We start from the raw sequence: 16318 nt of genomic DNA, 5'->3' as shown, positions 1-16318 counted from the left end.
GGGAGGCAGCAGCATGCTGCCTACGCATGCGCCACTGCATACATCATGAAATATAATCGATTTAAAATAAGTGGAAGTTCGAGTGTTACAGCGTCCTTTGCGCGCCTGAAAAACGGGCGACGCACCAATCACAGCCAGGTCTGAAACAAGGAGGAGTTGTTCATGACTGCAGCGCAAACACGTACAGACGGAGCGTTGGCGGGCTCAGGCCTGCTTGATCGCGAAAGGATCGTCGCAAGACCCGGGTTCAACAGGTGGCTGGTGCCGCCGGCCGCGCTTGCCATCCATCTCTGCATCGGCATGGCCTATGGTTTCAGCGTGTTCTGGCTGCCGCTTTCCAAGTCGCTTGGGATCACGGCTTCAACGGCCTGCCCTGACCTGACGCTCGCCTCGGCGCTCTTTACCACGACCTGCGACTGGCGCGTCGCCGATCTTGGCTGGATCTATACGCTGTTCTTCGTTCTGCTCGGCTCGTCCGCCGCCATCTGGGGCGGCTGGCTGGAGCGGGCGGGCCCGCGCAAGGCGGGCGTCGTTTCCGCCTGCTGCTGGTGCGGCGGCATCGTGCTTGCCGCCGTCGGCGTCATCACCCATCAGCTCTGGCTGATGTGGCTTGGCGCCGGCGTCATCGGCGGCATCGGTCTTGGTCTCGGTTACATCTCGCCGGTCTCGACGCTGATCAAATGGTTTCCCGACCGGCGCGGCATGGCGACCGGCATGGCGATCATGGGCTTCGGTGGCGGCGCGATGATCGGCGCTCCGCTTGCCAACCTGCTGATGAATGCCTTCAAGACCGATACGTCGGTCGGCGTCTGGCAGACCTTCATCGTCATGGCGGCGATCTATTTCGTCTTCATGATGGGCGGCGCCTTCGGCTACCGCATTCCGCCGGCCGGCTGGCGTCCTGACGGTTGGACCCCACCCGCCGCCAAGAGCACGATGATCACGACCAGGCACGTTCACCTGCGCGACGCTCACAAGACCAAGCAGTTCTGGCTCATCTGGGCCGTGCTCTGCCTCAACGTCTCGGCCGGCATCGGCGTCATCGGCATGGCCTCGCCGATGCTGCAGGAAATTTTCGCCGGTTCGCTGATCGGCCTGCCTGATGTCGGCTTCGCTCAGCTCGATGCCGGGCAGAAGGCATCGATCGCCACGATCGCTGCCGGTTTTGCCGGCCTGCTGTCGCTCTTCAATATCGGCGGGCGGTTCTTCTGGGCGTCGCTTTCCGACAAGATCGGCCGCAAGAACACCTATTACAGCTTCTTCATCATAGGCATTGCGCTTTATGCCCTGGCACCGACCTTCGCGGGAATGGGCAACAAGGCGCTGTTCGTTCTCGCCTTTGGCGTCATCCTGTCGATGTATGGCGGCGGCTTCGCGACCATTCCGGCCTATCTCGCCGATATCTTCGGCACGCAGTTCGTCGGTGCCATTCACGGCCGGCTGCTGACCGCCTGGGCAACGGCCGGCATCGTCGGTCCTGTCGTCGTAAACTATATCCGCGAGGCGCAGATCGCCGCCGGCGTCGCGCCCGGACCGGCCCTCTATACCGGCACCATGTATATCCTCGCCGGCATGCTGGCGCTCGGGCTCGTCGCCAATGCGCTGATCAGGCCGCTGCCGGAGAAGTGGTTCATGGGGGATGACGAGGTCGCGGCGCTGCAGGCGAAGTCGGCTGCGGTCAATGCCGGGCCGACCGGCTCCTTCGGCATCGGCACCGGCGGGCTTGACGCCAAGGCGATGCTCGCCTGGGCCGTCGTCGGCATTCCGCTGCTCTGGGGTGTCTGGGTAACACTGAAGGCGACCTTCGCCCTCTTCGGGTAAGCGATCAAAGCGCGCCGCCCGGTCTCGGGACGGCGCGCTCTATTGCAGCTTGACCGGATAGCGATGGGAAATCAGAACTCTTCCCAGCTCTGGGTATTTGCTGCGGCAGCGCCGTGGGCTTTGGCGACACGTGCAACGAGGTGCAGCGCCGGCGATCCCGTCTGCCTTGCCTCGGGTCTGCTGACGGCCTGGACCTGGCCCGGCAGCCGGAATTTCGCCAGCAGGACGCGCAGGGTTTCGGCTTCCCTGGCAAGGCTGTGGCTGGCGGCCGTGCTCTCCTCGACCATTGCCGCATTCTGCTGCGTTGCCTGGTCCATCGTGTTGACCGCCTGGTTTATTTCCTTGAGGCCGACTGCCTGTTCCTTCGATGCCCTGACGATCGCCTCGACATTGCCGTCGATATCGCCGACCTGCGCGACGATCTCTTCGAGCGCCTGACCGGTCTGGCCGACGAGGCCGACGCCGTTTCTGACGAGTTCGCTCGAGGTGTTGATCAGCGCCTTGATTTCCTTGGCGGCCTTGGCGGAGCGTTGGGCAAGCTCGCGAACCTCTTGGGCCACGACCGCGAAGCCCTTTCCGGCTTCGCCGGCGCGCGCCGCCTCGACGCCGGCGTTCAGCGCCAGGAGATTGGTCTGGAAGGCGATGTCGTCGATCACGCCGATGATGTTGTTGATCTCGCGCGAGGACTGTTCGATCTGGCCCATGGCCGCGACGGCGTTGCGGACCACGACGCCGGATTGTTCCGCGCCCTGTTTCGTCTTGGCGACGAGGCGGCCGGCTTCATCGGCGCGACGGCTGGAATCGTTGACGGTGGTGGTGATCTCTTCCAGCGCGGCGGCCGTCTCCTCGATCGATGCGGCTTGCTGTTCCGTCCGCTTCGAGAAGGTGTCGGCCGATGCGCCGATCTCGCGGGAACCTGCGGCGATCGCACTGGCGTTCTCGCCGATTGTCTTCATGGTTTGGGCAAGGTCGCCGATCGCCGTGTTGAAATCGTGCCGCAACTGTTCCATCGACGGAACGAAGGCCGTGTCGACCGTCCGTGTCAGATTGCCCTCGGAGAGGTCGCGCAGCGCGGTGCCGAGCAGGGAAATGGCGCTCATGCGCTCGGTGACGTCGGTCGCGAATTTGACGACCTTATAGACTTTGCCATCGGCATCGAGGATCGGGTTATAGGCCGCCTGTATCCAGATTTGCCGGCCGCCCTTGCCGAATCGGACGAACTCATTGGCAATGAATTCGCCTCGCGCCAGCCGTTTCCAGAAATTGGCATAGTCCTCGGTCCTGGCGTAGGCAGGATCGCAGAATATGCTGTGGTGCTTGCCGGTAATCTCGGTCAGCGAATACCCCATGGCGTCGCAGAAACTCTCGTTGGCTGTCAGGATCTCGCCCGCTGGGGTGAATTCGATCACCGCCTGCGAGCGCGAGATCGCCGCCAATTTACCGGCATCCTCGACCGCCTGCCTTTTCGCCGCCGTGATATCGGCCGCGAATTTAACGACCTTGAATGGTTTGCCGCCCTTGAAAACCGGATTGTAGGATGCCTGGATCCATATCTCCCTGTTGCCCTTGGCAAAGCGCTTGTAGGCGCCGGCATCATATTCGCCGCGTCCGAGCCGTGCCCAGAATTCGCGGTAGTCCTGGGTTGCGGTATAGGCCGTGTCGCAGAACATGCTGTGATGCTTGCCGAGGATTTCGTTCAGGCTATAGCCAAGCGCACGGCAGAAATTCTCGTTGGCCGTCAGGATATTTCCCTTGAGATCGAATTCGATGATCGCCTGCGATCTGGAGATGGCATCAAGAATGTATTTCGAATCGGAGGATAGATTAAACATTCATGTCCCTCTGAGATGCTCAGCATCCGCTGCTCGACTTGGTAATGCGGCATGTCGGATGAGGAATGCCGATGCGGATATGCAATCAAAAATTGATTTTGTGCACCGACCGCCGGAAAACGTTTCATCGTCCTGCTTTGCAATCATAATGGTAGGTCATGGTTAATATTCAATATAAAAGCGACTTCTTATATTATATAAAGTTGAAAAATGATGGACGTTCTAAATTTACGTGCAATGCCCAATAAAAAACCGCCCGAAAGGGGCGGTTTTCCGAATTCGAGATGTTGGCCGGATCACGCCGCCAGTTCGTCCGTCTCGTTTTCCTTGAACATCTTGGCGAGGTTCAGGAAGCAGATCATGCCATTTTCCGAAGCGATGATGCCTTCGCAATAGGCGCGGTCGAAAGAAGCGGTTACCTCAGGCACCGGCTGGACCTGGCTGGAGGAGATGGTGAGAATGTCCGAGACGCGGTCGACGAGCATGCCGATGACCATGTTGTGAACTTCGGCGACGACGATGGCGCTGCGTTCGTTGGCAACCGTGCTCTTCATCCCGAGCTTGTAGGCGAGATCGATGATCGGGATGACCGAGCCACGCAGGTTCATCACGCCGATCACATCGGCCGGAGCATGCGGGATCGGCGTCGACGGCGCCCAGCCGCGGATTTCGCGGATGGTCGTGGTCTTGACGCAGAATTCCTGATCATGCAGGCGGAAGGCAATGATCTCGAGCGTATCGCCGCTGAAGCTAGTGGAATTGATCGTGGCCATTAGAATTCTTCCCAACTGTCGTAAGCCGCGATGGCTTTGCGCTCGCAAAGCATCGTGACGGTTAGCGACGACATTAACGGAAGAGTGTTGCCCAAATCTAAATCGGAAACGAGTTTGCGACGGTTTTCAGCCCCGGTTTACCTTAACTTATCGTCTTTTCGATCTCAGAGACCGCCCAATCGACCTGCTCCCTTGTTATGACGAGCGGCGGAGCGAGACGAATCGTATGGTCGTGGGTATCCTTGGCGAGAAGGCCGCGCTCCTTGAGGGCATGGCAATATTGCCGCGCGCCGCCGGCTTCGGGCTCCAGTTCGATCGCCATCATCAGGCCACGGCCGCGAACGTCTCTGACGATGTTCGAGCGGATCGACCTCAAGCCTTCGAGGAAATACTCGCCCATAACAGCGGCGTTCTCGATCATGCCCTCTTCAACCAGAACCTTGAGTGCGGTGCGCGCCACTGCGCAGGCCAGCGGATTGCCGCCGAAGGTCGAGCCGTGCTGGCCGGGTTTCAGCACGCCCAGGACCTCGGAATTGGAAAGCACGGCCGATACGGGATAGAAGCCGCCGGAAAGCGCCTTGCCGATCAGCGTCACGTCGGCCTCGATGCCTTCGTGCTCTTCCGCCAGCAGCTTGCCGGTGCGGCCGAGGCCGGTCTGGATCTCGTCGAGGATCAGGGTGACGTTGTTATCCGTGCAGAGTTCGCGGATGCGGGTGAAATAACCGGCCGGCGGGATGATGACGCCGGCTTCGCCCTGGATCGGCTCGATCAGGGCGGCGACGGTATTGCCGTTGATCGCCGCCTCGAATGCCTCGGCATCGCCAAAGGGAACGGTGCGGAAGCCCGGCGTATAGGGGCCGAAGCCGGTGCGGGCGTCGGGATCGGTGGAGAAGCTGACGATGCTCAGCGTGCGGCCATGGAAATTGTCGGCGCAGACGATGATCTCCGCCTTGCCCTCCGGCACGCCCTTGACCTCGTATCCCCATTTGCGCACCGCCTTGATGGCGGTTTCCACGGCTTCGGCGCCGGAATTCATCGGCAGGATCTTGTGCGAGCCGGTCAGCGCCGCAAGCTCTTCATAGAGATGAGCGAGCTGGTCGTTGCGGAAGGCGCGGGAGGTGAGCGTCAATCTGCCTGCCTGCTCGACCATGGCGGCGAGGATCTTCGGATGGCAATGGCCCTGGTTGACGGCGGAATAGGCCGAGAGACAGTCGAGATAACGATTGCCGTCGGTATCCCAGACATAAACGCCTTCGCCGCGCGTCAGCACCACGTCGAGCGGCTTGTAATTGTGGGCGCCGAGCCGCTGTTCCGTGGCGATCAGTTTTTCCGAAGTGTTCATGGCGGTTTTCCCTCCCTATGCGGCGCGTGTCGGACGATCGAAGATGCGGCGGCCGAAGAGGCTTGCCGTCAGCTCCACCAGGATGCGGGCGCTCTTGCCGCGATCGTCGAGAAACGGATTGAGCTCGACGAGGTCGAGCGACGAGACGAGGCCGCTGTCCGACAGCATTTCCATGACGAGGTGAGCCTCGCGGAAGGTCGCACCACCGGGCACCGTCGTGCCAACGCCGGGGGCGATGTCGGGGTCGAGGAAATCGAGATCGAGGCTGACATGCAGCAGGCCATTGGCCTTGGCGACGACAGCGAGAATATCCCGCATGATCGCGCCGATGCCCTGCTCGTCGATCGCGCGCATGTCGAAGACGTTGACGCCGTGTTTGTGAATTTCCTCGCGCTCGCGCGCATCGACCGAACGAATGCCGACCTGGAAGACATTCTTCGGATCGACGAAGGGACGGTCCTTCGGCAGGATCTCGGCGAACTCAGCCTCGCCGCAGAAGAAGGCGACCGGCATGCCGTGAATATTGCCGGAGGGCGAGGTGGCGGGGGAGTTGAAATCGGCATGGGCATCGAGCCAGAGCACGAAGAGCGGGCGGCCTTTGCTGGCGGCATAACGGGCCATTCCGGAGACGCTGCCCATGGAAAGGCTATGGTCGCCGCCGAGAATGAGGGGAAAGCGGCCGGAGGCGGCGACCTCATAGACGCTGCTTTCGAGCGCGCGGGTGAAGGCGCCGACGATCCTCAGATTATGGGCTTTCGGATGGTTCGGCAGATCCATCGCCGGCACGATGGAGAGATCGCCGTTGTCCGCGACGTCATGGCCGAGATCGATCAGCGTCTGGTCGACACCGGCAATGCGCAGCGCCGCGGGACCCATGGCGGCGCCTCTGCGGCCGGAGCCTTCTTCCAGCGGTGCGCCGATGAGGGTGACAGATCGCGATTGGACATTCATGCGAGGGCTCCGTGTTGAGGCCGGTTTTGGCCGATAGTGGGATAAAGGGCTGCTAGCAAAAAGATGGAAAAGTGCCAGAAATGGATTATGATTGCGCAGATTGATAAAGCTATTTTGACAAAGTGATCAGCGTGGACGATCTCGATACCGAACTTCTGAGCGCCCTTCGCCACAATGCCCGGATTTCCGTTTCCTCGCTTGCAGCGATGACAGGGGCATCCCGGGCGACGGTGGCCGCCCGAATCGACCGGCTGGTCGCCAGCGGCACCATCGTCGGCTTCACGATTCGCACCAGTCATGAGACGCGGTCCGCCGGCGTGCGCGCCATCGTCATGATCGAGGTGCTCGGCAAGCTCGCCGACAGGGTGGCCGATCAGCTGCGCGGCCTGCCGCAGGTGCGCGCGCTCCACAGCACCAACGGCAAATGGGATTTCGTCGCCGAGCTGGAGGATCGCGATCTTGCCTCTTTCGACGAGACGCTACGCCGTATCCGCCTGATCAACGGCATCAACTCGACGGAGACCAATATTCTTCTCAAGACGAGCAAGACAGGCTTTTAAGCCGGCTTAATACTCACGTTCATAGACGATTCCCGCTTCGCCTTCGCCGTTGCCACCGGCGCCTCCCCGCAGCTTGACGCCGCGGCCGACATCGAGGTTGATGATCGCTTTGGCGCCGGCCGATCCGCCCTGCTGCAGTTCGAAATAGGTGCGGTCGTTGAGATAGCGGCCGACGCTGACGCTTGTCTGGCCCTTGGAATCGGTGCTGACGTCGAAATCGTCGACGCCGAGCTGGTTGCGCAGGCCTTCGAAAAGCGAGGTGGAGCGGTTGCCGGCCAGCTGGCTGACGGCGTCGGCGAGCTGGGCGATCTGCACCGGCGAGAGCTTCGACATCGACTGGCCGAAGATCAACTGCGCCAGAACCTCGTCCTGCGGCAGCTGGGGTGAGGAGGAGAAGGTGATTGCGGGATCGGTGGCGAGGCCGGCGACATCGACGGTGAGCGTCGTCGTGCCGGAGGTGGAGGTCGCCTCCATGTCGAGCGCCGGCGTCAGGTCGCCGGCAAAGGTGATCCTGCTCTTGTCGGAGAAATCCAGGCGGCGGTTGAGGATGGTCAACCGGCCGCGGCGCATGGTGAAACCGCCGGTGACGATGGGTGCAGCCGCCGTGCCGCGGATCGTGACGCTGCCGCCGAGTTCGGCATCGATGCCGCGGCCGCGCGCGAAGATATGCGAAGGTGCGTCGATCTGAAGATCGAGGGTGATCACCGAGGATTTCTCCCCCGGTTTCCGTTCACTTTCATCGCGCAATTGCGCAAGCACGGCCCGCGGCGCATTCTTATGCCGGATGTCGATTTCCCGGAGCGAGGTCGGCAGTTTTTCCGGGACCGTGATCGACGTCTTTTCCAGCTGAAGCTTGCCGCTCAGCGTGGCGCTCGTGATCGGCCCGCGCAGGCCGAGCGTGCCGCTGACGGTCGAGACGACGAGGGTTCCGTCGACATAAACAGCCTTGTCGAGCTTGATCGAAATATCGGCGGGGAAGCCGCCGGCCGGCTGAATGCCGATCGTGCCGCTCGCCGAAATCGTGCCGCCGCCGCCAAGATTGCCGCTGAGGCGGGAGATCACGGCCTGGCTGCCGTTGAAGGTCACGGTCGCCGCGAAATTGTTGACGGCAAGGTTGCGCCGGACGTCGACGAGCTTGGCGCCATTGGTCGCAACGGTGCCGTTAATGACGGGTGCGGCCGCCGTTCCGCCGATCCGGAGGTCGACCGTGGCGACGCCATCGGCGACGAAGCCCTGCTCGGCAAGCGGCGCGCCAAGGACGGCGAAGGGAAGATTGCCATTGAAGCGCATGTCGATGGCGCGATTGCCTGACATCACCACGCTGCCGCCGCCTTTCAGCGACATGCCGGCGTCACCGGCAAGGCTGGTGTCGACCGTCAGCTTGTTTCCGGCAAGCTTGCCTGACGCGCCGATGGTGAAGGGCGAGAGGCCGGCGCCTTTCGTCTGGCTGGTGGCGGCGTTCTTCCAGTCGACCTTGAAGTCGACGGAGGGCGCCGATAGCGCGCCGGTCGCCTTTGCGGTTGCCGAGACGGCACCTTCGGCGCCAAGACCCGGAACGAAGCCGTTGGCGATGCCGGCCGGGACATTGTCGGCATCGGCGGTGACGTCGACCGAGCGGATCGTCGTGCCTGCGATCGCAAGATTGCCGGCGGCTTTCACAGCAATGCCGCCGCCGCCGGTAAGGTTCGCATCGAAATCCAGCCTGTCGCCGGCGTATTTTCCCGATGCCACCAGTGTAAGGCGGGAAAGGCCGGCAGCCTTGGTATGACTGGTCGCGGCATCCTTCCAGTCGAGCTTGAAATCGACGATCGGATCGGCCGGCGTGCCGGAGGTGATCGCGCTTGCCGAAAGCGTGCCTTCGGCGCCGAGACCGGGGACGAAGGCATTTGCGAGATTTGCCGGCAGGGCGGGGATATCGGCATTGATCGAAAGATCACGAATGGCCGCTCCCGCGATCGTCACACCGCCCTTCGCTTTCGCCAGCACGCCGTCCTTGCCGGCCAGATTGGCATCGAAATCGACCCTGTCATTGACGAATTTCCCGGATGCCGCGGCAGTGAGGTCCGAAAGGCCGCTGCTCCTGGTCTGTGCGGTTGCGGCGTTCTTCCAGTCGAGCTTGAAATCGACGGCAGGTTTCGGAAGCGTTCCTGAGGCGGATGCCGTTCCGGATACCGTGCCTTCTGCGGCAAGGCCCGGCACGAAACCGTTGGCAAGGGCCGCGGGCAGATTGGCAAGATCGGCCTTGACGTCGAGGTTGCGAACCGAGGCGCCCTCCACGGCGACATTGCCGGTGGCCTTCAGGGAGAGACCGCCCCCGCCGCCGAGATCGGCACTGAAATCGAGCCGGTTATCGGCGAAGCGTCCCGATGTGGCCAGCGTGAGATCCGAGAGATGAGCGCTTCTCGTGTGGCTGGTCGCGGCATCGGCCCAGCCGAGCTTGAAGTCGGCGGTCGGTGCGGCAGGGGTGCCGGAGGCCGATAAGGTGCCCGAAATCGTGCCGCCGGCGGCGAGATCCGGAACGAAGGCGTTTGCGAGGCCGGCGGGAATATTGGCGATCTCGGCATCGACTTTCATGCTGTCGACAGCCGTGCCGGCAAGGGCGACATTGCCGACAGCCTTGAGCGACAGGCCCTTGTCGCCATTTGCCGCCGCGTTGAAATCAAGCTTATTGTCGGCGAATTTTCCGGACGCGGTCACGCCGAGGCCGGCAAGGCCGGCGCGCTTGGTGTGGCTGACCGCAGCGTTTTTCCAATCGAGGTCGAAATTCGCGGTCGGGCCGGAAAGCGAGCCTGCGGCCGAGAGCTTTCCTGAGATCGCGCCTTCGGCGGCAAGATCGGGAACGAAGCTGTTTGCGATGCTTGCCGGAACATTCGCCAGCGTCGCATCGACCTTGACGTTGCCGATCGTCGTGCCTGTGACGGCGACATTGCCGGCTGCTTTCAATGAGAGTTTCTCGGCGCCCGTTATCGCCGCGTTGAAATCGAGCTTGCTGTCGGCGAATCGTCCCGATGCCTTCAAAGCGAGATCGGCGAGGCCGGCGCGCCGTGTGTGGCTTGTCGCAGCGCTTTTCCAATCGAGATCGAAATCGGCGGCTGGAGCGTTTACTGAGCCGGAGGCGGTCACTTTTCCCGTTATCACGCCTTCGGCGGCGAGATCGGGAACGAAGCCGTTGGCGAGGCGGGCCGGCAGGTTGAGGATATCGGCGTTGACAGCGAGAACCGGGGCTGCAGGGTCGGCGAGCCCGACATTGCCGGCAGCCTTGAGCGAAAGGCCCTCTTCACCGCGGACCGCCGTGTCGAAATCGAGCCTCTTGTCGGCGAATTTGCCGCCGGCGGTGATGCCGAGCGGCCCAAGGCCCGCGCCCTTGATCTGACCTGTCGTCGCATCCTTCCAGTCGAGCTTGAAGTCGGCCACGGGCGCCGCCGGCGTTCCGGTTATGGCAATCTTTCCGGAAATCGTGCCGCCGGCCGAAAGGTTCGGTACGAAACCATTGGCGAGGGCTGCAGGCAGCTCGTGGATATCGGCATCGATTTTCAGCGTCTCGCCGGCAGAGCCGGTGACCGACACCGAACCGGCCCCGGTCTTCAATGTCAGTCCGTCCAGATTGGCGGCGCCGCCGGTGACTGTGACCCGCGTCGGGGCGGCAAGCTCGATCGGAATGTTGCGGGGGCTTGCCGAGAACCGATCGAGGTTGAGGCCAATATTGCCGCCAGAAGTCTCGACATTGCCGTCCGCCATTACGGGATTGCCGTCATAGGCGGCATCGAGGTCGAAGTCGGTGCGGTCCTGCTGTTTGGTAAAGGCGAGCGAAAGGCCGGCAAGCCTGTTGGTTCCGGCGCTCAACTCTTCGGCCTTGACCGTGCCGTTTGCAGCAAGGGCGGCGAGATCGCTGATCGTGACATCGATATCCGGCTTGACGATCGCAAGCGTATCGCGGCGGACCGAGCTGCCTGATGCAAGCAGTTTAAGCCCGATCCTGCCGCTGTCGCTGCTGATGCCGAGCGAACCCTTGAGATCGCCTTCGGCCTTCTGCCCGCCGAGAGCGGCGAGCAAGCCGATATTGGGGAAATCGAACGTCAACGCGCCTGCCGGCTCCAGAGAGGGCGACAGTTCCAGATTGCCCGTCAGCCGGTTGCCGCCGATATCGGCGGTCAGTGCCGGAATACTGATCTTGCCGTCCTTCGAGAGGACGTCGCCGTTGATGCCGATCGGCTGGCCGTCGATCGTGCCGGTGGCGGCGATCTTGCCCTGCGGCGCCTTGGGATCAACGACACCCGACAGGTCGACATTGAGGTTGGCGAGCTCGCGGTCGGCCATCGCAAGGCTGGGGGCCTTGAGATTGGCGGTCACTGAGATGGCCGGCAGCTCGCCGCCTATTCTCAATGCATAACCTGCCGCGCCGCTCGCGCCCGCCATGAGCTTGCCGACATCCGGCAGCCGGCCGGAGAGATCGGCGTTCAACGCGGTGCCGTCGAGCGCGACATTGCCGGCGGCTTCGAGCGTACCCGATGTCAGGACGATGTTGCTGAAGGCGAATTTCGACGGGATGGTGCCGGCCACCTGGCTTTCGAGCGAGATCGGCCCGTCGAATTTGCCGGTCACCGCAGCCGGCAGCGCAGCCGGTTCGATGGTGAGCTTGACGTTGCCCGTCAGCGCTTGGTCCGCCAGCCGATAGGAGCCGTTGAGACTGCCGTTGATATTGGCGCTTTCGACGGTTGTGCCGTTGAAGCCGATGGTGTCGGGCGAGACCTGCAGGGGCGCGGCGATCGTGACAGGGGCCTGGACCGCGCGATTGAGGTTGGGATCGGTAAAGGTCGCGTCGCCCGCAACGAGGCGCAGCTGAACGCTGCCGGAACGAGCCGCCAGATTGAAGGCGTCGCTCTTTGCCGTCAGCTTGACATTGCCGATATTGGCCTGCGGGAGGGTGGCGGAATCGAGCGAGCCGCTGACGTTCAGCCGGGCCGCCTGCGCATCGCCTGTCAGGGCCAGATTGAGGCCCGATATCAGGAAGCGCGCGTCGCCCTCGGCGAGCGGCCAGCGAAAATCGACCGGGCCGGATGTTCCGAGCAGATTGGCGTTGAGGCTGTTGTTGCCGGCCGGATCGAGCGTGCCCGATGCGGCGATCACGACGCTGCCGGTGGCAAGGTTGCCGGTCTGGATATCGATCTTGCCGCGGTTGTCGAAGGTGGCGGCGAGATCGATATTGGTCTGGCCGGCAAAAAGCGGCCGGAACGCCGACGGAAGGAGCGAGCTGAGGTCGCCGCCGCCCTTGAGATCGAGGTGGTGGAGCCCGTCTGCGCTGATGGCATGCCGGCCCTCGATCGCGGCGCGCTGCTGTCCGTCGAGCGCGGCCTGCAGTTTACCCGTCCAGTCGGATATGGGCCCCTGACCGTTGAGATCGATTTTGACCGCAGGCTCGCCCGGCAGGCCGAGAAGGCCCGCCACCAGCCCGCCCTTCGGCTCGGAAAGCGCAGCTTTCAGTTGCAGCCGGTTTTCGGCCGGCGCATAGGCGATGTCGGCGGCAAGCTTGGCATCCGGGACGGCGTGGCGGCTGACGTTGACGACGGCCTCGCCGCCGTCGGCATTCGCCGACAGGCTTCCTTCCGCGGCAAGCGCGAAGGCGCGCCCGGCCAAGGGTTCGGCCAGTTTGATATCGGGCAGGGCGACATGGTCTATATCGATCTTGATCGGAAGGCCGAAGCCGCCGGAATTTTCAGCGGCGGGCCGCGAGGGCAGGGTGCGCACCGGCTTGCGCAGCACGCTGATCGCATCGATCTCGAAGCGTTTGGCGTGGAAGGTTCCGGTCAGCAGCGCCAGCGGATTCCAGTCGATGGCGATGCCGTGAATTTCGGCGAAGACGCCTTTGGTATCGGAGAGGGAGATCTCGGCGGCGCGAAGCCCACCGGTCAAAAGGCCTTCCGGTTCGCGAACCTCGATCGTCATGTCGCGGTTGGAAAGGGTGGAGGCGATCCTTTCGGTGACGATGCGGGCGCCGAAACTCGTGAAGCCGAAGATCGCAAGTGCTGCGACAGCGAGAATCAAGGTGACGCCCACGGCATAGCCGGTGAGCCGTATGATCCAGTTGACGATTTTTGCCAGCGTTTGCATCAGCGCGGACACTACCCCGTTTTCATGCGGCCATGGATCGGAACGAACCGGAATCGGCAATCCTAGAAGGATTGGCCGATGCCGGCATAAATTCCATAATCTGTGCCATCTTCGTACTTGTTCAGCGGCACGGCAAAATCAAGCCGCAGCGGGCCGAAAGGCGTGGCATATCGTATTCCTGCGCCGGCGCCGGCGCGGATATCGGAAAAACCCGGGAAGGTGCTGTCCGATACCGTACCGACATCGACGAAGGGCACGATGCCGATCGTCTCGGTAATCTGGATGCGGGCTTCCAGCGAACCGGTCACATAAGAGCGGCCGCCGGTGGCCTCGCCATCGTCGTTATAGGGCGAGATTTCCTGGTAGCCGTATCCGCGCACGGAGCCGCCGCCGCCGGCGAAAAAGCGCTGTGTAGCGGGAATGTCTTCGATCCCGCCGCCGCCGATCAACACACCCGCGGCGACCTTGCCGGCTAGCACAAGACGGTCTTCGGCGCCGAACGGCAGGTAGCCGGAGACCGAGCCTTCGAACGCCGCGTAAGGGGTGGCGTTGAAGATCTCGTAGCCGGGCTTTGCCGAAAGTGTGGCGCGATAGCCTTCCGTCGGGTTGAACTTGTCGTTGCGCGCATCGCGGTCATACTGGATCGGCAGGGCGACCGTCAGATAGTCGTTCGTACCGAAGGCGTCGTCGTCGCGCTCCCAGCTGACCTCGCCGCTCGCCGAGATCGTGTCCTGGTCGGTCAGTTCGTAGGAAAGGCCGAGCGAGGCGGTGACGAGCGTCGCATTATAGGCATCCGGGTTTTCGGTCTTGGCGATGATGCCGGCCTTCAGCGTGGCGGCGGGGAAGAAGGCGCCGGGCTTGGTGAAGAGGATGCCGGCGGAATAGTCGAGATTGCCGACATCCGTCGTTTCGCCGAGCCGCGAAACCGATCCCTCGATCCTCAGCGTCTCGGCTTCGCCGAACAGATTGCGGTGGCCCCAATAGCCCTGAACGCCGAAGCCGTCGATGGTGGAATATTGTGCGCCGACGCCGAAATAACGCCTCTTGCCTTCCGACACTTCGATCGTCATCGGCAAGGTGCCATCCGGCGCCAGCGCGTCACCTTCATGGATGGTGACGCTCGAAAAGACGCCGAGGGCGCGAAGGCGATCGCCGGCCTTCTTCAGCGCTTCGGGGGAGTAGGCCTCGCCCTTGTTCAGCCGGGAATAGCGCTGGATGAACGCAGGCTTGACGGTTTTTTCACCGGTGACGCCGACATCGCCGATCGGGGCGACGGGACCGCCTTCTGCGGCAAGGACGATATCGACCGTATCGTTCCTGTGATCGGCGACGACCTTGCGCTCCGTCAATTTGGCGAAGGGCCTGCCTTCGCTCTTCAACTGTTCGACGATCCTGTCGCCGGCCTTGATGATGGCGAGCGAGCCGGCCTCAGCGCCCGGGGCGAGATCGTAGTCGGCGGGATTGCGGCTGGCGGCGTCGCCGCCGAACTGCACCTCCTTGACCCTGAAGACGGGGCCGGGAGTGATATCGACGGTGACCGGGATGGGGCCGGAGCGGTCGAATGTCGGATTGGGGGGCAGGTCGTCGATGTTCTTGCCGTCAATGGTGATCGTCACCACGCCGCCGTAGCGGGCTTTTTCATACAGTGTGGCGATCAGCCGTTCGCGGTCGTCGCGCGCCTTGACGACGACGCCGAGATCGCCGGAAACCGGCTGCTTCTGGTCGCTGATGAGACGGGAACTGTTTTCCAGCGCTTCCTTGAGGTCGGGGTCGGCGGTCTCGGCCTTGAGGTCGACGTGATAGCGCACAGGATCGGGGACCTGTTCGCCTTCGTCTTCCTCTTTGCCGAAGATGGTGATGCCGAAAAGCTTAAAGGCGTAAGCATCGCCGATCAGGACCGGTGAGAATGCAGCCGCCGCTGCGACCACCATCATGGTGCCTGTTCGCCGATACGCAGTACCTGTTTTCGGGCCTGTCCCTCTGATCCGCATCCGCCGCTTTTGGTTTACGCCTACAATGAAGCTTCGTTGCCCAGCCGTGAACAGCTTAGCGACAAAATCGCGCGGGGTGTACCATTTTAAATTGCCAACGCGCTAATTTAGCACAAAAAATCCCGGATGTGTGTCCGGGATTTCCTGATTTTGCCGGTTTGCGAGCACGCTCAGCGCGGGCAAGTGTCGATGTAGCGGCGGCCGTAGCGGTCGCGATAGTAGCACTGGCCGGGCTGTTCGGCGACGCTGCCGATGAGGGCGCCGGAGACGCCGCCAATCGCGGCGCCGACCGCCGCGCCACGGACATTGCCAGTGGCGACGCCGCCGATGACGGCACCAGATGCAGCGCCGATGCCGGCGCCCTGCTGGGTCGGCGTGCAGCTTGCGATCGACAGGCCGATCAATGCGAGTATGACAGCTTTCTTCATTACTTTCTCCTGGGTTGTCGCCCAATGGGCATAGGCCGTCCCTATTGTTTTTTTGGCACGCTAGCCCGAAAACTATGTCGGAAGAAAGGGTTGTCCACCTTTGCCCCGATTTTTTTGCAAGACTGGCGTCGTCGCGGGGCCGCGGTTTTGCGACTTTCCATCGGCATGCGTCCTATCGAACTCATGGATGATCGCACGCATATTTTTTATCTGGAATCATTCAAAAAACTGGGCCTTTTGCCGCAGTTGATGTTAAAGCAAAGGGTAAGCATTGACGCGCGGACGTCCGGTCGGCAAGAACGGCCGCGCGATACTGGAGCATATGATGGATTTCGAAGCATTTTTCAAAAACGAGCTGGACGGGCTTCATGCCGAGGGCCGTTACCGCGTTTTTGCCGATCTCGAGCGTCACCGCGGCCACTTCCCGCGTGCGACGCGCCATACGGCCGATGGCGAAAAGGACGTCACGGTCTGGTGCTCCAACGACTATCTCGGCATGGGCCAGAATCCCA

9 protein-coding genes and 1 pseudogene are annotated in these 16318 nt (G+C 62.4%); 3 read left to right on the top strand and 7 right to left on the bottom strand.

The features are described from left to right. The first annotated feature begins 162 nt into the window (after nt 1–162). Nucleotides 163–1821 (top strand): OFA family MFS transporter, encoded by a 1659-nt coding sequence (locus tag ATY78_RS09575; RefSeq protein WP_088682107.1) that lies wholly within the window; start codon nt 163–165, stop codon nt 1819–1821. Between the two features lie 71 nt (nt 1822–1892). On the opposite strand, the gene ATY78_RS09570 is transcribed toward ATY78_RS09575, so the two are convergent. The 4 genes from ATY78_RS09570 to rocF all read right to left on the bottom strand — a co-directional run bounded on the left by ATY78_RS09570 (nt 1893) and on the right by rocF (nt 6719). Beyond that, nucleotides 1893–3653, bottom strand: coding sequence for a PAS domain-containing methyl-accepting chemotaxis protein (locus ATY78_RS09570; protein ID WP_088682106.1), 1761 nt, complete (start codon nt 3651–3653; stop codon nt 1893–1895). Between the two features lie 296 nt (nt 3654–3949). After that, nucleotides 3950–4426 (bottom strand): chemotaxis protein CheW, encoded by a 477-nt coding sequence (locus ATY78_RS09565; protein ID WP_088682105.1) that lies wholly within the window; start codon nt 4424–4426, stop codon nt 3950–3952. A gap of 142 nt (nt 4427–4568) precedes the next feature. Next, a complete protein-coding gene (gene rocD, locus ATY78_RS09560) occupies nt 4569–5768 on the bottom strand; it encodes an ornithine--oxo-acid transaminase (protein ID WP_088682104.1) in 1200 nt (399 codons plus the stop codon). 15 nt (nt 5769–5783) lie between these two features. Then, nucleotides 5784–6719 carry an arginase gene (gene rocF, locus ATY78_RS09555; protein WP_088682103.1) on the bottom strand — a complete coding sequence of 312 codons (936 nt, stop codon included), beginning with the start codon at nt 6717–6719 and terminating at the stop codon, nt 5784–5786. 122 nt (nt 6720–6841) lie between these two features. Between rocF and ATY78_RS09550 the strand changes: the two genes are divergently transcribed. Further along, nucleotides 6842–7279, top strand: a complete 438-nt coding sequence (locus tag ATY78_RS09550; protein ID WP_170960055.1) for an Lrp/AsnC family transcriptional regulator — start codon at nt 6842–6844, stop codon at nt 7277–7279. A 6-nt stretch (nt 7280–7285) separates the two neighbouring features. Here the strand turns inward: ATY78_RS09550 and ATY78_RS09545 are convergent, their stop codons facing one another. The 3 genes from ATY78_RS09545 to ATY78_RS09535 all read right to left on the bottom strand — a co-directional run bounded on the left by ATY78_RS09545 (nt 7286) and on the right by ATY78_RS09535 (nt 15806). Further along, nucleotides 7286–13387 carry a translocation/assembly module TamB domain-containing protein gene (locus tag ATY78_RS09545; RefSeq protein ID WP_088682207.1) on the bottom strand — a complete coding sequence of 2034 codons (6102 nt, stop codon included), beginning with the start codon at nt 13385–13387 and terminating at the stop codon, nt 7286–7288. A 62-nt stretch (nt 13388–13449) separates the two neighbouring features. Further along, on the bottom strand, nt 13450–15378 hold the full coding sequence (locus tag ATY78_RS09540; RefSeq protein ID WP_190237427.1) for an autotransporter assembly complex family protein: 1929 nt from the start codon (nt 15376–15378) through the stop codon (nt 13450–13452). Nucleotides 15379–15548: 170 nt separating this feature from the next. Then, nucleotides 15549–15806: a YMGG-like glycine zipper-containing protein gene (locus ATY78_RS09535; protein WP_088682102.1), complete on the bottom strand. Its 258-nt coding sequence runs from the start codon at nt 15804–15806 to the stop codon at nt 15549–15551. A gap of 325 nt (nt 15807–16131) precedes the next feature. Between ATY78_RS09535 and ATY78_RS09530 the strand changes: the two are divergent. Beyond that, nucleotides 16132–16318: pseudogene (locus ATY78_RS09530) on the top strand (5-aminolevulinate synthase); the annotation flags it as partial.

Source organism: Rhizobium sp. R635, from assembly GCF_002211285.1.
GTDB lineage: Bacteria > Pseudomonadota > Alphaproteobacteria > Rhizobiales > Rhizobiaceae > Rhizobium.
This window is presented reverse-complemented; position numbering and strand designations above follow the sequence as displayed.